General features: G+C 56.5%; 21 protein-coding genes. 10 read left to right on the forward strand and 11 right to left on the reverse strand.

The features are described from left to right. The 4 genes from OSH09_RS17615 to OSH09_RS17630 are packed head-to-tail and all read left to right on the forward strand — an operon-like array spanning window position 1 to window position 3152. Window positions 1-591 carry an NUDIX hydrolase gene (locus OSH09_RS17615; protein ID WP_207875595.1) on the forward strand — a complete coding sequence of 197 codons (591 nt, stop codon included), beginning with the start codon at window positions 1-3 and terminating at the stop codon, window positions 589-591. Window positions 592-593: 2 nt separating this feature from the next. After that, the gene (gene aat / locus OSH09_RS17620; protein ID WP_266121738.1) at window positions 594-1322 is read left to right on the forward strand and encodes a leucyl/phenylalanyl-tRNA--protein transferase; all 729 of its coding nucleotides are present in this window, start codon (window positions 594-596) and stop codon (window positions 1320-1322) included. A 48-nt stretch (window positions 1323-1370) separates the two neighbouring features. Then, window positions 1371-2096: an arginyltransferase gene (locus tag OSH09_RS17625; protein ID WP_207875597.1), complete on the forward strand. Its 726-nt coding sequence runs from the start codon at window positions 1371-1373 to the stop codon at window positions 2094-2096. A gap of 21 nt (window positions 2097-2117) precedes the next feature. Further along, entirely contained in the window at window positions 2118-3152 is a 1035-nt protein-coding gene (locus OSH09_RS17630) for a quinone-dependent dihydroorotate dehydrogenase (RefSeq protein WP_266121739.1), read from the forward strand. A gap of 133 nt (window positions 3153-3285) precedes the next feature. Here OSH09_RS17630 and phaP read toward each other — a convergent pair whose 3' ends face one another. From phaP to OSH09_RS17650, 4 genes are all read right to left on the reverse strand, one after another. Further along, window positions 3286-3885, reverse strand: coding sequence for a TIGR01841 family phasin (phaP, locus tag OSH09_RS17635; RefSeq protein ID WP_207875599.1), 600 nt, complete (start codon window positions 3883-3885; stop codon window positions 3286-3288). 243 nt (window positions 3886-4128) lie between these two features. Next, window positions 4129-4878: an IclR family transcriptional regulator gene (locus OSH09_RS17640; RefSeq protein WP_042486997.1), complete on the reverse strand. Its 750-nt coding sequence runs from the start codon at window positions 4876-4878 to the stop codon at window positions 4129-4131. Window positions 4879-4999: 121 nt separating this feature from the next. Further along, window positions 5000-5809 (reverse strand): competence/damage-inducible protein A, encoded by an 810-nt coding sequence (locus OSH09_RS17645; protein ID WP_266121740.1) that lies wholly within the window; start codon window positions 5807-5809, stop codon window positions 5000-5002. After that, window positions 5799-6617, reverse strand: a complete 819-nt coding sequence (locus tag OSH09_RS17650) for an EI24 domain-containing protein (RefSeq protein WP_266121741.1) — start codon at window positions 6615-6617, stop codon at window positions 5799-5801. The genes OSH09_RS17645 and OSH09_RS17650 overlap by 11 nt, the downstream gene beginning before the upstream one ends. Before the next feature lie 73 nt (window positions 6618-6690). On the opposite strand from OSH09_RS17650, the gene OSH09_RS17655 reads away from it, so the two are divergent. Then, the gene (locus OSH09_RS17655) at window positions 6691-7080 is read left to right on the forward strand and encodes a thioredoxin family protein (protein WP_207875602.1); all 390 of its coding nucleotides are present in this window, start codon (window positions 6691-6693) and stop codon (window positions 7078-7080) included. On the opposite strand, the gene OSH09_RS17660 is transcribed toward OSH09_RS17655, so the two are convergent. From OSH09_RS17660 to OSH09_RS17670, 3 genes are all read right to left on the reverse strand, one after another. Continuing rightward, window positions 7060-8439, reverse strand: a complete 1380-nt coding sequence (locus tag OSH09_RS17660) for a DEAD/DEAH box helicase (RefSeq protein ID WP_207875603.1) — start codon at window positions 8437-8439, stop codon at window positions 7060-7062. The two genes, OSH09_RS17655 and OSH09_RS17660, sit on opposite strands and share 21 nt — an antisense overlap. A gap of 113 nt (window positions 8440-8552) precedes the next feature. Continuing rightward, on the reverse strand, window positions 8553-8888 hold the full coding sequence (locus tag OSH09_RS17665; RefSeq protein WP_009460095.1) for an AzlD domain-containing protein: 336 nt from the start codon (window positions 8886-8888) through the stop codon (window positions 8553-8555). Continuing rightward, window positions 8888-9574: an AzlC family ABC transporter permease gene (locus OSH09_RS17670; protein WP_207875604.1), complete on the reverse strand. Its 687-nt coding sequence runs from the start codon at window positions 9572-9574 to the stop codon at window positions 8888-8890. Before OSH09_RS17670 ends, OSH09_RS17665 begins: the two co-directional genes overlap by 1 nt. Window positions 9575-9860: 286 nt before the next feature. Here OSH09_RS17670 and OSH09_RS17675 point away from each other — a divergent pair, with 286 nt between their 5' ends. Then, window positions 9861-10073, forward strand: coding sequence for a zinc-finger domain-containing protein (locus tag OSH09_RS17675; RefSeq protein ID WP_189391320.1), 213 nt, complete (start codon window positions 9861-9863; stop codon window positions 10071-10073). A 105-nt stretch (window positions 10074-10178) separates the two neighbouring features. Continuing rightward, entirely contained in the window at window positions 10179-11270 is a 1092-nt protein-coding gene (locus OSH09_RS17680) for a YheT family hydrolase (protein ID WP_266121750.1), read from the forward strand. A 34-nt stretch (window positions 11271-11304) separates the two neighbouring features. On the opposite strand, the gene OSH09_RS17685 is transcribed toward OSH09_RS17680, so the two are convergent. The 4 genes from OSH09_RS17685 to OSH09_RS17700 all read right to left on the reverse strand — a co-directional run bounded on the left by OSH09_RS17685 (window position 11305) and on the right by OSH09_RS17700 (window position 14827). Continuing rightward, window positions 11305-12798, reverse strand: coding sequence for a M48 family metalloprotease (locus OSH09_RS17685; RefSeq protein ID WP_207875605.1), 1494 nt, complete (start codon window positions 12796-12798; stop codon window positions 11305-11307). A gap of 17 nt (window positions 12799-12815) precedes the next feature. Continuing rightward, window positions 12816-13670, reverse strand: coding sequence for a cytochrome c oxidase assembly protein (locus tag OSH09_RS17690; protein WP_266121742.1), 855 nt, complete (start codon window positions 13668-13670; stop codon window positions 12816-12818). 30 nt (window positions 13671-13700) lie between these two features. Then, window positions 13701-14036: a hypothetical protein gene (locus OSH09_RS17695; RefSeq protein ID WP_003803097.1), complete on the reverse strand. Its 336-nt coding sequence runs from the start codon at window positions 14034-14036 to the stop codon at window positions 13701-13703. Window positions 14037-14377: 341 nt separating this feature from the next. Further along, window positions 14378-14827: a TM2 domain-containing protein gene (locus tag OSH09_RS17700; protein ID WP_222669500.1), complete on the reverse strand. Its 450-nt coding sequence runs from the start codon at window positions 14825-14827 to the stop codon at window positions 14378-14380. Between the two features lie 149 nt (window positions 14828-14976). On the opposite strand from OSH09_RS17700, the gene OSH09_RS17705 reads away from it, so the two are divergent. The 3 genes from OSH09_RS17705 (at window position 14977) to OSH09_RS17715 (ending at window position 17523) form a co-directional block, all read left to right on the forward strand. Beyond that, a complete protein-coding gene (locus tag OSH09_RS17705) occupies window positions 14977-16137 on the forward strand; it encodes an FAD-dependent monooxygenase (protein WP_266121743.1) in 1161 nt (386 codons plus the stop codon). A gap of 95 nt (window positions 16138-16232) precedes the next feature. Next, the gene (dusB, locus tag OSH09_RS17710; RefSeq protein WP_207875609.1) at window positions 16233-17228 is read left to right on the forward strand and encodes a tRNA dihydrouridine synthase DusB; all 996 of its coding nucleotides are present in this window, start codon (window positions 16233-16235) and stop codon (window positions 17226-17228) included. A gap of 55 nt (window positions 17229-17283) precedes the next feature. After that, window positions 17284-17523 (forward strand): helix-turn-helix domain-containing protein, encoded by a 240-nt coding sequence (locus OSH09_RS17715; RefSeq protein ID WP_003803089.1) that lies wholly within the window; start codon window positions 17284-17286, stop codon window positions 17521-17523.

Consider the following 17523-nt stretch of genomic DNA (forward strand, 5'->3'; position numbering starts at 1 on the left):
ATGACCCAGCCATCCGCCTCTTTCTACTTCCCCGCCCCACGCACACAAAACTTCTGCAATCAATGCGGCAGCAAACTGACACGCCTGGTGCCACCGGACGATAACCGCATGCGCGATGTCTGCGAAAGCTGCGGTGCTGTTCACTACCAGAACCCCCGCAACGTGGTGGGTATTGTGCCTATGTGGAAAGACGATCAAGTCTTGCTGTGCCGTCGTGCCATCGAGCCACGCTACAACACCTGGACGCTGCCAGCCGGTTTCATGGAGCTGGGCGAGACGCTGGGACAAGGCGCTTTGCGTGAAATGGCTGAAGAGGCCGGTGCCCAGGTCGAGCCGGGCCCTCTCTTCACGGTTATCAGCGTGCCCTACGCCGAGCAAGTCCATGTGTACTATCTGGCCAAAGTCACCAGTGATGTACTGGACCCCGGCCCGGAATCTCTGGAAGCCCGCTTCTTTCACCTGGACGACATCCCTTGGGACAATCTGGCCTTCCGTACCGTTAGCGCCACCTTGGAGCGCTACGTCGCCGACCACAAGGCAGGCCGCTTCCAGATTCACGAATTTGATATCGCCCCCCGCGACCACGACTGATCATGTCGCTAGTATGGGTCGCTCCTGATCAGGCCCTGCCCAGCCCTGAACACGCCAGCCCCGAAGGGCTGGTCGCCGCCGGATTGGATTTAAGTGTTCCACGCCTCCTGGAGGCCTATAGCCAGGGCATGTTTCCCTGGTACAGTCCAGGCGATCCGGTTCTGTGGTGGTCCCCCGATCCGCGTATGGTGCTGGAAGTAGATCACTTCAAGATATCCCGTTCGCTAGGTAAAAAGCTTCGGCAAATCGCGCGTCAGCAATACGAAGATCATCCCCCCATCCGTGTCACCTGCGATCTGGCCTTCGAGCAGGTCATAGGCCAGTGCGCAGCCCAACGAAGCGCCACTGGCACATGGATCAGCCCGGATATTCAGCAGGTCTATACCGACTTGCATCACACCGGCTACGCCCACAGCATAGAAACCTGGGTGGATGACAAGCTGGTGGGTGGTTTGTATGGTGTGAATCTGGGCCGCTTCTTTTTTGGTGAATCCATGTTTGCCTTGCAAACCGATGCCAGCAAGATCGCCCTGGCCCATCTGGTGGATTTCCTGAAATTTGCCGGTGTGCCTTATATAGACTGCCAGCAAGAGACGGCCCATCTCGCCAGCCTGGGTGCCAGCCCCATTCCCCGAGCAGATTTCATGGATGCCCTGGCCTGGGCCAAAGACCAGCCCAGCCCGGTCTGGCCGCGTGGGGCTTTGCAACTAAGCCTGCCCCCAACTTGCTAGGCTGGCGCGAGCATCCCATAATGGCTCTATCACGCTTGGCAGAGTCGCATGAATTATCCCAAAGCACCCACCAGCCCCCAAACGCTGCAATTCTATTCCACCGCCAGCTATCGCTGCAGCTATCTGCCTGAGCAGCAGGCCCGCTCCCTGGTTGCCGCTCCTGCACACCTGATTAACGACACGGTTTACTCCAAACTGGTCCAGCAAGGCTTTCGGCGTAGCGGCACCTTTACCTACCGCCCCTACTGCGATCAGTGCCGCGCCTGCCTGCCCTTGCGCTGCGACACCCTGCACTTTCAACCCGATCGAACCCAGCGCAGAGCCAAAAAACGTCACGGCAATCTGATCGTGCAAGATCTGCCCCTGCACTGGAATGCCGAACACTACGAGCTGTACCGTCGCTACCAGGCCAGTCGCCACCCCGGCGCAGGCATGGACGAGGACGACCAGTCCCAGTACGCCCAGTTTCTGCTGGCCAGCCATGTCACCTCGCGCCTGCTGGAGTTTCGTGAACCCGACGGCACCTTGAAAATCGTGGCGGTCATCGACGTGCTGCAAGACGGGCTTTCCGCCGTCTATACCTTTTTTGATCCCGACGACACCGGCAGTCTGGGCACCTACGCCGTGCTCTGGCAACTGGACTATTGCCGTCAACAATCTCTGCCCTGGCTCTATTTAGGCTACTGGATCGAAGAAAGCCGTAAAATGGCCTACAAAACCCGCTTTCGCCCCTACCAGCTCCTGATGAAAGGTCGTTGGGAATGGCTGGCTTAACGTCCTCTTTTATCGATCCCCATGTCTGCCCTATTCAGCCTTTATCCCTTGGCTCGCCGGGTGCTGTTCAGTCTGGATGCTGAACACGCTCACGAACTGACTCTGAAATCCCTGCATTGCGCCCACCAAACCCCTATTTTGGGTGGTTTGCTCAAAGACCTGCCCAGCAAACCTCTGGAACTGATGGGTCTGAAACTGCGCAATCCTGTCGGTCTGGCCGCTGGTCTGGATAAAAATGGCGCGCATATTGATGCTTTGGGCGCACTGGGCTTTGGTTTTGTCGAAGTCGGCACTGTCACCCCGAAAGCACAGCCGGGCAACCCCAAACCACGCCTGTTCCGCTTGCCTGAAGCCAATAGCCTGATCAACCGCTTTGGCTTTAACAACCACGGCCTGGATACCTTTATTGAGAACGTCTGCCGCAGCCAGTTTCGCTCGCAAGGCGGCATTCTGGGTCTGAATATCGGCAAGAATGCGACTACCCCCATCGAACAGGCCGATCAGGACTACCTGACTTGCCTGCGAGCGGTCTACCCTCACGCGGACTACGTCACCGTCAATATTTCCTCGCCTAACACACAAAACTTGCGTGCTTTGCAGGCTCAGGATGAACTGGCCCGTCTGCTGGGTGCCTTGCAATCACTGCGCACCGAGCTCGCCGACGAGCATAAGCGCTACGTACCTATTGTGGTGAAAATTGCCCCCGACCTGGATCAATCGCAGATTGATGCCATTGCCGACACGGTGCCGTCTCAAGGTCTGGATGGCATTATTGCCACCAACACCACCTTGTCGCGCGATGCGGTCCAAGGCTTGCGACATGGTCAGGAACAAGGCGGTTTGTCCGGCCCACCCGTACACGAATTGTCCTTGAACGTGATTCGTCGTCTGCGCGAGCAACTAGGCCCCGACTTCCCCATTATCGGGGTAGGCGGTATCGAGTGCGGCCGCCAGGCTCAGGAAAAAATCCAGGCAGGTGCCCAGGCTGTTCAGTTGTATACCGGCTTGATTTACAAAGGCCCGGCTCTGATTTCCGAGTGCATCCGCGCTCTGTAAAACGCACATTGCCCGCTTTATGCGGGCAATAGCATCCTGTCCTGCAGCACCGCCTGCATTGCGCACAAGAAAAAAGCCAGCTCATTGAGCTGGCTTTTTCTTTAGCACCTGATCAAATCAGGCAAGCAAATGCTTACTTCTTGCTGGTAGCAGCCGTTGCAGCAGCGGCAGCCGCTTCAACAGTTTTGTTGCTGGCTTCAGTGACTTGAGCAGCAGCTTTCAAGCTGGCGTTAGTAGCAGCCTGGATGTTGCTCTCAGCAGCATCAGCAGCTTGGCGAGCAGCTTTAACAACGGTTTCAGCCGCGTTGGAAGCCGTAGCGAAAGAAGACTTCAGCAGAGCAACAGCGCTTTCAGTGCCGGTAGGCGCATTCTTGGCCAGTTGGTCGATAGCGTCAGCAGCGTGTTGCTGGCCTTGAGCCAATTGAGCTTCAGCGATACGCGACAGGTTCAGTTGCAGATCGGAGAAAATGTCGTACACGCTTTTGCCGTATTCCAGAGCTTGGGCAGCGTTAGGCTTGGCCACGGTTTGTGACAGGGCAACAACGTCTTGCACGTCTTTGGCATTGATGGCTTGCTGGGATTGGCCAGCCGCTTGTTCCAGCGAGCTGCGCAGCAGATTCAGATTCAGACCAACCAGCTTTTCAAAGCCTTGCAGCAATTGACCTTGAGCGGCGAACAGATTGTTCAAGGTAGCTTGTTGGGATTCCAGTACGTTTTGTGGAATAGCACTCATGATGTTTTCCTTGGAGATACGTGGCCTGGGTCAAGCCAGCGTGAAATTAGTGTCAGTGTTACTAGACAAGGGTCTGAAGAAGGCCCGGCCCATTCGCAACTACGCAAGGCAAACCTTCTATGTTGCAACGCAACAATTCAACTTTAAGCGCTATCCAAATCAAAGTCAACGGAATTTGTTGCGCTGCAACAAAACAGTGCTGAGCTTATCGTCAAAACGCATAAACAGCGTAAAAACACAGACTTAGCGCTGCTTGTCGTATCCCAGAGTTTCGGAAATTTTGGCAGCCGTGCTGAGCAGAACGGGAATCCAGTCGTCGTGCAAACGCTCGGCAGGAGCCGACAAGGACAGGCCCGCCAGGAGCTTGCCGGTGTCGTCGTACACGCCAGCCGCAATACAGCGTACGCCCATCTCCAGCTCTTCATTGTCGCGGGCGTAACCCAGACGACGAACTTGGGCCAATTCTCGTTCCAGCAGTTCCAACTGAGTAATGCTGTTACGGGTCGCCCCTGCCAGACCGGTGCGCATCACATAAGCGCGAACCTGACGCGGTTCCCAGGAAGCCAGGAACAGCTTGCCGGTCGAGGTCAGATGTAAAGGCGCGTGCCCGCCAATGGCGCGCACCACCTGCATGCCGGAGCTTTCACTCCAGGAGCGTTCTACATAGACAATTTCATCGCCCTGCTGCAAGGACAGATTCACCGTTTGGCCGGTGTATTTATGCAGCTCGCGCATCGGAGCCAAGGAGGCCGCACGTACGTTCAAACGTCCTTTGACCAACGAGCCCAACTCCAGCAGACGCATGCCCAGTCGGTACAAACCGCTGTCCACCCGTTCAACATAGCGCCCCACCACCAGATCGTTAAGGATACGGTGAGTAGTCGATGTATGCAGGCCGGTTGCCGCCGCCAGATTCTTCAATGCGACAGGCTCAGACTGCTTGGCCAGTTCGTCCAATAGAATCATGGCGCGTTCCAGAACCTGGATCGACATCTGACCACCATTGCTGGACGACGCGCTAGAAGGCGTAAAGGAATTTGTTGTCATTATTAGGAGAATTATGATGCAACGCAACAAATTCCATAATATGAAATGGCCGCGCGCTTGGCAAGCGCTATTTTAGCGCAGGGCTCAAGCTCCCGCCCAGGTCCAACACCTGTTGCCGCAAATAAGCCAAGGCTTCGGCCGCCGCTTCCGGCTCCCCTTTCACACCCAGATCAATATGCGGCTGCCCGCCCGACTCGCCCACGCTAGGCAAGCTGAAGGCTTTCACGCCCGGCCAGTTCAATTCCACATGCTCCATGGCAGGCGTAATCCGGGACTCCGGCAAGTTGAAAGCCAGAAAAGAATGCTCCACCCGATGAGCCAAATGGTGCAACTCCCGGTAGCGGGTATCCAGCGTCCACTCCATCATGGGCCAGGCCATGATCGGAAAGCCGGGCATGAAGGTGTGATTGCGAATAAAAAAGCCAGGAATCTTGTTATAGGTATTGGGCACAATCTCTGCCCCTTCCGGGAACACTCCCATCTGCAAACGCTGCTGATTCTCGGGCAAGGACATATCGGCACTGCCCACCCCATTGCGCTCGTTTTCAGCACAACGCTCGGTAATCAAGGCGGCGGCTTCAGGATGCAGCTTCAGAGCCACGCCCAAGGCCTTGGCCGCAGCCTGACGAGTCTGATCATCCGGTGTGGCTCCAATCCCACCACAGCAAAATACAATATCCGGTGTCGCAAAACTGTGCTCCAGGGTAGCGGCAATTGTATCCAGATCATCGGGGATGATCTGTGCGCCCCCCAATTGCAAGCCCCTGGCACCCAGCAGCTCGATCAGCTTTGAAAAATGTTTATCGTAGCGACGTCCCGACAGGATTTCATCGCCAATGATAATCAGCCGAATAACGGCTTGATCCTTAGTTGTCATGGTCAATAAGCGGATGAGAAGCCGCAACTGCCTCTTGCTGGCGCAGGCGACGGAGGTTTTCCAAAGAGAAGTGAGCAAACACCAAGGCCGAGAACACAGGCAGAACCAGCCAGGCAGGTGGAATCAGGTTCAACAAGGCAAAGATCAGGCCAATCAGCCAATATTGGCTATTCAGGCGGGACCACAGAAATTTGCGCTCCTGGACATTTGCATGCTCTACCAGCGAGTCCACCCGCAAGATACGCGTCAGGGCAAAGACCCACCACAACACGGGCAGAATCAGCGCAAACGGCGGGAAAATCCATAAAGGCAAAGTGACCAGCCAGCCCAGCACAAACAAAGTACCAACCCAAACAGCGTTCCAGACACTCACCACCGTCGCGTTATGGCCTTGCTTGATCACATCGGGATAGTCTTTCTGCTGCAAATGGCCCAGCACCAAAGGCATGACCAGCACAGCGGCAATGATCAGGCCCAGCACACCGGCAATGGGCAGCAAGATACCCAGCGCCAGCAACGGCGCCAAATACACTTTCAGAGAAAACAGGCCCAGGCCCACCAGCCACTGGTCGACAGACTCAAAGGCATTCCAGCCTCCCAGCAGTTCCAGCAACCAGTTCTGGATCGGCGTCCACAACAGCCAGCTCAGCAAAATCAGGCCCACAAACATGATCAGAAACGGCATGACCAAGGCAATCAGCATGCGAGGTTGAAATTGCGAGACCAAGGAACGCTTGAAGGCGGTAGAGACGCTGGCCCAGCTACCTGTGGGGCCCGATCGCGATGGGGCAGACGAAGAAACGGACATACTGCTCCTGCTAAGCAAAATCGATTACCCGAGTATCATAGACACAGTCGCTTCTTTTTGTCTGTATGAAATTATGGCCTTGTTCAACGCTCAACACGATCTGCCCGCCCTGGCGGCCCACCTGCACGCCGAGCCCGATGCTTTGCTGATTGCCTGTTTCTGTGCCGAATGGTGCAAAACCTGTCAGCAGTACCAACCTGCTTTTGAGGCTTTGGCCACACAGTTTCCTCAGGCCTGCCTGATCTGGATCGATATTGAAGAGCAGCCCGAGCTAGTGGGCGATGAAGATATTGAAGATTTCCCCACGCTGCTGATCCAGAACGAAAATGGGACCGTTTTTTACGGTCCCATGCTGCCTCATATCGAACATCTGGAGCGTCTGGTGCACAGCATCTCAGAACGCAGCCCGGTGATTGAGGCCGGGCCAGGGGATTTGCGCGCCTTAGTAGCGGCCGCCGCCTAACAAGACACCCACCGAGCGCTTGCGCGCTGCATTGGAAGGTGTGCTCACTGCTGGCTTGGGTGCTGCCGCGTTTGATGGCTCGTAAGGCTTGAGGAAAAACTCGTCCACAGGTGGCGTGTTCGACTGATACGAACGACGCTCACCACGCTCGTGGCGGTTATTGCTGGAGCTGGAACGAGACGAAGCCACTGAAGGCAGATCCAGCTTCAGGCGCGGCACAGCCGTCCCGATCAGTTTTTCAATTTCCAGCAGCAGATGCTCTTCATCTGGAGCCATCAAGGCGATGGCTTCACCCGACGCACCTGCTCGACCTGTACGACCGATACGGTGTACGTAATCTTCGGCGTTGTAAGGCAGGTCCACGTTGATGACGCAGGGCATACCGGCCACGTCCAGACCGCGTGCAGCCACGTCTGTTGCCACCAGCACATCCACCGTACCGGCCTTGAAGGCCTCCAGGACTTTCATCCGTTCCAACTGACTTTTGTTGCCGTGGATGGATTCAGCCTTGATGCCTTCACGCTCCAGATAACGGGCCAGTTGTCCGGCACCGATCTTGGTATTGGAAAAGACAATGGTTTGAGTCAGCTTCTTGGTCTTGACCAGATGCACCACGGCGCGACGCTTGTCGTCTGCCGACATGGGGTAAACCACCTGGGTCACGGTAGAAGCGGTTGCGTTGCGGGCGGCTACTTCGATCTCGACAGGATCATTCAGGAAGTTGCGGGCCAGCTTGCGAATTTCCTTGCTGAAGGTTGCCGAGAACAGCAAGCCCTGGCGGCTCTTGGGCAGCAAGGAAACAATACGGTCCAGGTCGGGCAAAAAGCCCATATCCAGCATGCGGTCAGCCTCGTCCAGCACCAGAATGCTGACCTGGCTTAAATTGATCGTGCGCTGGTCAATATGATCCAGCAAACGGCCTGGGGTGGCGATGACAATTTCAACACCACGACGCAGGGCTTCTTTTTGCGGACCAATATCCACGCCACCAAACACCACGGTCGAGCGCAGCGGAACCGATTTGCTGTAGAGCGCAATGCTCTCAGCCACCTGGTCGGCAAGCTCTCGGGTCGGCGTCAACACCAAAGCCCGCACAGGGTGGCGGGCAGGCGAGGCGCTGGTCGTGGCGTGTGCCATCAGACGATTCAGGATGGGCAAGGAAAAGGCTGCCGTCTTACCTGTCCCGGTCTGAGCGGCCCCCATCACGTCACGGCCAGCCAGCACCACGGGAATCGCCTCGGCCTGAATAGGCGTAGGCTTGGAATATCCCGCCTCGGTAACGGCGTTTAATATTCCAGGGTGCAGACCGAAATCAGCAAACGTAAGGTCATTGGGGGTCGAAGGAGTTTTATCTGTCATGTACGCAAAAAGTCGGCTTGCCACGAGTGGCAAGCATTTGTAACAATCCTATTTTAACTTATGCCCGCCTGCTTCAACAGCAGCACGGGCGTGTAAGTACTCGCGTCAGGATTTTATGGCATCACGGCACGTATCAGCCAGAACGCCACCATCCCGGCCACGATTACCCAAACAGCATTACGGGTACGGATAAACACCAGCACAGCTACCAGGCTGGCCAGCGCTTTAATATCCAATCGGGGGGTGTCGCCGTAAGCCCAAGGCAAAAGTTCCGGGATAATGATTGCTGCCAGAGCAGCCACCGGAGCAAAGCGCAAGGCGCGCCGCATACGTTCGGTCAGGGGCAGCAAATCACCAAACATGAAATAGCCTGAGCGGGTCAGCAAGCTGCACAACACCAACAGGGCGATTGCACCCAAAACGTACCAATCATACTGCCAATCGCTCATCACCGTGCATCCCTATGCCGTTGCAGTTGTTCTGCCGCCACGCCTGCCAACACCCCGCCAAGCACGGCTGCCACCAGTCCCAAACGTAAAGGCAAGGCCTGTCCGACCCAGGCAATCACACTGGCGGTGATCAAACAGGACCACATGGCGCGGTTATTGACCAAGGGAATCAGGAGCGCCAGCAAGGCCAGGATCGCGGCGAACTCCAAAGACCAGGAGGCGGGTACATAAGCGCTCAATACAATCCCGGACAGGGAGGCAATTTGCCAGCTTAACCAGCCTGGCAAAATAATTCCCAGGTAGTACCAGAGATGCTCGCGCGAACCGCGCTCTTTGGAGTCTCCATATTTGGACATGAACAGCACAAACACCATATCACTGGTGATATAGCCCAAACCCAAACGCTTTTTCCAGCTCAGGTGGCGGAAAAACGGCTGCAGGGCCGCCCCAAAAATAATGAAGCGGATATTGACGATAAAGCCAGCGGTAAAAATCAGCCACAAAGGCGCATGGGACTCGATCAGCGGCAAAGCCGTCAGTTGGGCCGAGCCCGCATAGACAAACAGCGTCATCAAGGTCGCCTCAAAGCCACTCAAACCCGACTTGACCATCGCTACCCCGGTCACAAAGCCCCAGACAACGGTGGCAATCATGGCGGGAATAAAGTCGATGAATCCGGCGCGCATATGCACACGATCCTGTGCACTAGGCAACAAGGCCGATATTCTTGTTATGGCTGACACGCCGTCTCCTGAGATGCGCTGCCCACGTGCTGTAAACAGCAGCGACAGCTTTGCTTATGATTTTTCTTATTCTAGAAGCAAAAGCGGGACACGAACATCTTGCTCTCTTGATAAGGTCACGAAAAAACAGGCCGGGTCTTGCTACAATCGCTAGTCTACGCACGTAAAGTTCGGCACCGCCGTTGCGTGCAAGGTATTCTTACCCCTCTCATTGTTTATCAGGAACCCTATGAGCGCCGCTATCGAACCTAAAAAAGCAGATCACGAACTGATTATGGTCGGAGCCGACGAACTGCCCGTGCATTGCCCCCGTCCAGGCGGCACTCTGTGGAACATGCACCCTCGCGTGTATATCGATATCAGCAAAACCGGCGAAGCCGCTTGTCCTTACTGTGGTGCCCGCTACCGCCTGAAAGAAGGCGAGAAGGTTCACGGTCATTAATTTCTGAATCTGGCTTCGTTGGACCCTACTGCTCCCCCCTCTGGCAATGCGATAGAGCCGGGCCCTGCGCCCGGAGCAGACGCGCAACCCTGGCGTCACACAGACGTGGTTGCCCGTCTGGATTCCAGCGCCTGCCCCCTGCCCGCCTGGTTACCTGGCGGGCACGTACAGACTATTCATGGGGCATTTTTTGCCCGCCATCACCACATCGCCTTTGTACGTCAGCGCATTGATACGCCTGATGGCGACTTTCTGGATCTGGACTGGACCGGACCCGGACTGTTTGCAGACAAACTGGCCAGTGGTGCTACAGCCCAACCCGACGCCCATCTCGCCCGCACGGCGGCCCGCCGCTGGATGCAGCCGCAAGATTGGGACAGCCTGCCCAGCAGCGCCGACACCCATGCCCTGGTCTTGTTTCACGGGCTGGAAGGCAGCAGCCGCAGTCACTACATCCAGGCCATTGCGCAATACTTCCGCGCCCGTGGCTGGATTGTCGTGGTGGCTCATTTCCGGGGTTGCTCGGGCTTTCCGAATCGCATGGCACGCGCCTATTACTCGGGCGACTCGGAAGAAATCAGCTTTATTCTGAATACCGTTCGCGGCCATCTGCCCAATGTACGCTGGCACGCGGCTGGCACCTCGCTGGGTGGCAATGCCATGCTGAAATATATGGGCGAAGCGGGCGACGAAGCCTCCTGGCTGCAAGCCTGCGCATCCATTTCAGTGCCGCTGGATCTGGTCACGTGTGGCCGCTACTTGTCCGAGTCCCGCATGGGGCGCTGGTTCTACTCGCCTTACTTTCTTAAAAGCATGCGCAGCAAGCTGCAGGACAAGGCTCACCGCTTTCCAGGCATGGTCGATACAGCACGCCTGAACCAGGCCCGTACCCTGCGTGACTTCGATGATATTTATACCGCGCCCATGCACGGTTTCAGCCATGCACTGGATTATTGGACACGCGCGTCCAGCAAGCCTTTACTGCGCAGCATCAAAGTCCCCACGCTGGTCTTGAATGCCCGCAACGACCCCTTTGTGCCGCATGCCAGCTTGCCAACGATTCAGGATTGCTCGGATTCCATCTTGCTGCACCAGCCAGCTCAGGGTGGGCATGTAGGTTTCATCACAGGCAGCATCCCCGGCAATATGGGGTGGCTACCTGCACGGCTGGCCCGCTTTTTTGAAACGAATAGCTAGGTTTGCGTAAAGCGGGCTCCGGCCTTCAAGAACCTCAGGAACGGAAGCGTTCCAACAAGACACGCTCACTTTCCACGCGCTCGCGCAATTGGCGAATTTGCGTATCCAGCTCCGATTGCTGATAAAAGTCTTGAGTCAAATTACGGGCCTGCTGCAACTGTTCCACTGCTGTCGGTAGTGCCCCCACCAATTGGTAGTACTCGGCCATTGTTCGGCGCGCTTTGACACCATCACCCAGACGATCATAGGTTTGAGCCAGTAACTGGTGCAGTTGCGGCTCATCCGGCCACTGCTTGATGCGATCCATCAAGAACAATTGCGCCTGATCGTTTTGCCCCAGTTGCTGCAAGACCTGCACATAGGCCAAGGCGACACCCTGGCTCTTGGGCCAACGCTGCCAGGCTTGTTTGGCCAAGCTCAAGGCACCTTGCACATCGCGATCCGCAATCGCTATACGAATGTCCAGGGTATCCAATTCAGGAGCTTGATATTTACCCTGGGCACGCGCTTCTGCCAGGTGAATACGAGCCTGCTCATAATCCTGACGGCCCTGCGCAATATAGGCCAGACCATACTGAGCGGCCGAACGCTCCAGATCACTTTGTGTCTGATTCGTGCTTTGCAAAGCCTGCTCCAGGACGCGCAAGGACTGCCCACCTCCAGCTTGCATCACCATCAATTTGGCGCGGATATACCAAAACGAAGAAGTGTCCTGGTAATTACTCTCCGGCAGACCCCGCACCCGGTTACTGATATCCGATTCACGTTGCAGCGACATGGGGTGAGTGCTGGCATATTCATTGGCCGTTGCACGCTCGTTCAGGCGCGAAGCTGCCGCAAGACGCTGGAACATCTGCACCATGCCTTGAGGCTCGTAACCGGCCTTGAGCAGCATCTCGAAACCAACCCGGTCGGCCTCCTGCTCGGCCTGACGCGAAAAGCCCAGTTGCCTGTCCACGGCAGCGGCCTGACCAAACGCGGCCGCCCCCATCGCCAAATCCCCGCTACCGGCCAAAGCTCCCAACAAGGCTCCGGCCAAGGCAGCAATCAGCAAATGATTGCTTTGTGCACTTTGTGTAATACCACGAGCGACGTGACGTTGCGCCACGTGGGCAATTTCGTGGGCCAACACCGAGGCCAGTTCGGACTCGGATCTGGAGGCAGTAAACAGCCCACTATGAATACCGATATAGCCACCGGGCAAAGCAAAGGCGTTAATGCTGTTATCACGCAAGGCAAACACCGTAACCGGCTGTGCCATCGCTGGGCCATACTGGGCCAGCTTGCGTCCCATATCGGTCAAATACTGATTGATATCCGGGTCCGACACATACTCAGGCGAACGCCTGCCCTGCTCCATGATGGCATTGCCCAGAGTACGTTCCAAAGCGGGAGACAACTCGGCGCCCGAGGCCGCCCCCATGGACGGAATTCCGATAGGCTGCGCCTGTACAGGCAGCACTGGGCTAAACGCCAGCGACAGCGCCAAGGCTAGAGACAGCATGGAACGGACGGGTTTGGACTGCATGGATACTCCCGACAAAATCAATTGGCCCTGGCCATCATAGCGCCTGTTCGTGCCCGAGATTCTGGCAAACGGTGACGAGCTGACAAGCGCATCAAGGTGCCCAAGGCATACAAAAGACCAAACACTTCCACCAAACCGGCCAGCACCCACATAATCAGGCCCCCCATGACCTGATCGGCCAAGGCATCCATTCCCGGAATGGCACGGCCGCATAAATCAAAAATGGGGTAAAGATCGTACTCGGTAAAGGTGATGATGGCGCCCACAATCATTTGGGGCACCATCGTGATGACCGGCGAAAGTATACGCCCACCCACCGACAGCCGGGCCGGTGGCGAAGGTCGACGATCAAGAATCAGGTTCCAGTACATGATCCCGCTGATCACCACAGACCAGTTCATCAACCGGTACAAACGCCAGTCCAGCATGGAATAGAACTGCACGGTCGGCAGCATCCAGATCAGGACCAGGAAAACAAACAGGAAAGCGACCAGCACCGGGTTGGTCAACACAGCCTGCACACGCCGCCCAGTTGGACGACGCAGCCACTGCGCCAGAGCACGACGCCAGCTCAAGGGCAAGCCAGCTCGCAAGGTTTGCCCCGGATACGCCCCCATCAGGAACAAGGGCCCCAGATGATGCAGGATCAAATGCTGGGCCCGATGGATGAAGAACATGCGCTCGGCGTAATAATCCAGGCGCGTGTGCAGGGAAAGATAGAGGAGAATCAGGCCAATCCAGAAAAAGGACTGGCGCAAAAGATTGGGGCGGTGAACTTGCCGCCCCCGGACGTACAAAGCGATGACCAGCAAAAAGGTCAAAAGCAGAACAGGAGAAAACTCCCAAGGTGTCAGCCAGTCAAGCAAGGACATAGCAGCGCCATCCGCAAATCCAGTTGCGGTTTAGTTTATAGCAATACGCTCCCGTCCTGCCCACTTCACATTCAGCACACCGGGATAATCCCGAATCAGCCGTGCTCGTTGCATCAGCTCTGCTCGCAGTTCAGGCGGGCAGGTCAAGGTAACGCAGGCCGTGTCGTGTGTATCGGAGTGGTCTACCTGTACATTGGCCACGCGGATACCCGCGGTATTCAGGTCCGAGTAGATACGGCGCCGGATCTGGGCCAGATCGCCACGAGGACACACAACCGTCAAACGGGAGACGGACAAGGGTGCACGGGCACGCAGGGCAGAAGCCTGGATGCCGGCACGGCGCAAAAAGAGATCGAAAATACGCATACATTCCCCCTATTGCACATTAAAGTTGCAACACATCAGGATTCGGAAAGCCAAAGGCTTTCTTAGAGAATGAAATGGCGGGGAATTTAAGGCAGCAGAGTAGCTGCCTGAGACACCACGCCCTGAAACTTCCAGGACGCGGCAAGCTGTGAAGGAATCAGCGGGCCTGAACGCGCCTGGACAAGGTTAAGTCGAAAATGGTTCGACTAGCACTGTCGCCGGGGTCGGGATTCACCACACAGCTCCTATAAAACGAAAGAACCCGTATTGTAACGTGAGCCAGGCCCCTCTACAAGGGAAGTCCTGTGAAAAACCTTTACTTTACAAGGCACTTGATGTGTTTAATACACAGACAGATCCAGCCAGCCCATATAGCGATAAAAGGCCATGATGATGTGCACCAGCCAGAACAGGCTGATATTGGCAAAGGCAACTGTAGACACCACTGCTGTCAGAACACTGGGCCAGCCATGCTGATTATGCTGATCGCTTTGCGGGTTGTAGATGGCATCAAAATTTTGCGGGCTGCGCAGGGCCAGAATCACGGCCTCCACAATACCGGCGCTAACCGGCAGGATCAGCAAATTGGGAAACAGGGAGTCCAGACCGTGTTGAAAAACGATGCTTCCCAGGACGGCCAGCCCCGTAAAAACCAGCGGACCATACCAGAAGCGCCTACCCAAATAGCGGTGGTGTGCGCCCACCGCGCCTAATAATAGAGACAGCCACGCGGCGGTGACTTTATGGCGAAAAGGTTTGGTCTGTTCAAGAGACAAAGTCTGGTGAGACATGCAGGGCATCCAATCCGGGCTTGTGCCAGAGCCTGTCAAGATGACAAGGCCCCACGCATTGCGCACAGCTACCATTTGCTTAAGGCCAATTTGGCAGCCACCTTCCCGTACAATACCCGAATTACTTCCTTGCCGTCATGAGGTCCCCCATGAATGCCACCGACTACGACATCGCCATTTGTGGCGCCGGTCCCGTAGGCGCATCTTTGGCGCTGATGCTGGCTGCCCAGCACCCAAGCCCATCACGCATCGCCGTCCTGGGGAAAAACTTCAATCTGGCCAGCACAGAACATAGCCAAGGCGATCCACGTACCCTGGCCCTGAACCACGGTAGCCGCCGCTTGATTCTGAATCAACTCAAGGCCTGGCCCGAGCGCGCCGCCTTGATGCGCACCGTGCATGTCTCCCAAAAAGGACGTCTGGGCCGTTGCCTGATTCAGGCAGATGAGCTGGGTGTGCCCGATCTGGGCGCGGTCGTTCATTACGATGATTTGCTCTGGGCCCTGCACGCCCGGCTTCGAGACAGCGGCGTCACCTTGCTGTCCGCCCAGGAAGCTCGGACACATTCCGCCCCCAAACAGATTCTGATTGATCACGATGCAGGTCAAGCCAGCGCCTTGATTGCGGTGCAATGCGATGGCGTACGCCCCACCGGGGTACGACGCGATTACGGGCAGCACGCCTTGCTGACCACGGTACGCGCCAGTCAACCCCAAACCGGCTGGGCTTACGAGCGCTTTACAGAACACGGCCCCTTCGCCGCCCTGCCTCACCCGGACGCCCCGGATCTGTACGCTATTGTCTGGTGCAACAGCCCCGAACGCAGTCAGTCCCTTGCTGAGCTTCCCGTTGAGGAGTTCCAGGCTGAAATGCGGCAAGCCTTTGGCGAACGACTGGGGCATCTGGAACTGGTATCCAAGCGCCACATTTTCCCCCTGGCCTTTCATGCTGGCCCCAGCCGCTTGTCCGAGCGCCTGTTGGCCGTCGGTAATGCCGCCCAGACCTTGCACCCCGTTGCCGGTCAGGGCTTGAATCTGGGCTTGCGTGATGTCGCGCAATTGTCACAGTGCCTGGCAGCCTGGCAAGCGGATTGCAGTCAAAACCCCGATCCGTTTTTGGCACGCTATGCCCGTCTGCGTCGCCCCGATCGCTGGTTGACTGCCGCCATCACCGACACCTTGCCGCGCCTGTTTGCTACCAAGAACCCCTTGATCCAGCATGCCTGCGGTCTGGGACTCTTGGCGATGGATACACTGCCTTTCGCCCGACAACCTTTTGCCCGGCAACTGCTGCAAGGCATGCGCGCCTAAGCACTGGCATTGCACAGGCCCCGATCCGGGGCCTACCCCCTTTCACTTGTAAGTCCTTGCCCACGAACCCGTGTCGCAGGGTTAAAATCTCCCCCATGCGTATCGGCCCCTGGACCCTTCCCAACCCTATTTTCATTGCTCCCATGGCTGGAGTCACAGACAGACCTTATCGTCGTCTGTGCAAAACGCTGGGTGCCGGTTATGCCGTCTCGGAGATGGCCGCCAGCAACAAGCGTTTATGGGATAGCGTTAAAACCGCCAGACGCCTGAACCACGAAGGCGAAGCCGATCCGGTCGCCGTACAGATTGCCGGTTCCGACCCTGAAATGATGGCCGAAGCGGCTGTGTTCAATATCAGCAAAGGTGCCCGTATCATCGATATCAATATGGGTTGCCCGGCCAAGAAAGTCTGTAATGTGGCCTCGGGTTCCGCCCTGTTGCGCGACGAACCACGCATCGTTGAAATCCTTGAGCACGTTGTCAAGGCATGTACTCCCTACCAGGTTCCGGTTACACTCAAGACCCGTACCGGCTGGGATGCGCAATCGCGCAATGCTGTTCGTATTGCCCGCTTGGCCGAGGATATCGGCATCGCCGCCCTGACCTTGCATGGTCGCACCCGCTGCGACTTCTACCAGGGCCACGCCGAATACGACACCATACGCGAAGTCAAAAACAGTCTCTCTATTCCGGTCATCGCCAATGGGGATATCGATAGTCCCGAAAAGGCAAAATTCGTACTAGAGTACACCGGAGCGGATGCCGTCATGATCGGTCGAGCCGCGCAAGGACGTCCCTGGATTTTCCGGGAAATCCTGCATTATCTCGAACATGGCGTACATCGGGCAGCCCCCACCTTTGGCGAGTTGCGCGATTGCATGATCGAACACCTGCAAGACCATTACGCTTTCTACGGGCAGCACACTGGAGTACGTACTGCCCGCAAACATATTGGCTGGTATCTGTCGGATATGCCGGACTCCCGACACTGGCTGGATCAGATTAATCGTATCGAAAACTGTGCAGATCAATTAGAAGCCATTACTCACTGGTTTCAAGAATGCGAACTGGACCAGCCTTACCTGCAATAAAAGATCGCTGTGTGGCTCTTTTGTATTTAAGTACTACGTATACCTTCAGAAAAAAATGTCAACGACCAACCCACTAGAACAGTCCGTACGTGAACGCCTCGAACGCTATTTCGCCGATCTGGGCGAATCCGAGCCACGCGATCTGTTGTCGATGGTCATCTCCTGCGTGGAACGGCCTGTCCTGCAAGTTGCCCTGGAGAAATCCGCGGGCAACCAATCCAAGGCCGCAGAAATGCTGGGCATCACGCGCAGCACTTTGCGCAAGAAGCTCAGCGCCCACAATCTGCAACCCTGA

This window comes from Alcaligenes parafaecalis, from assembly GCF_026344135.1.
GTDB lineage: Bacteria > Pseudomonadota > Gammaproteobacteria > Burkholderiales > Burkholderiaceae_B > Alcaligenes > Alcaligenes parafaecalis.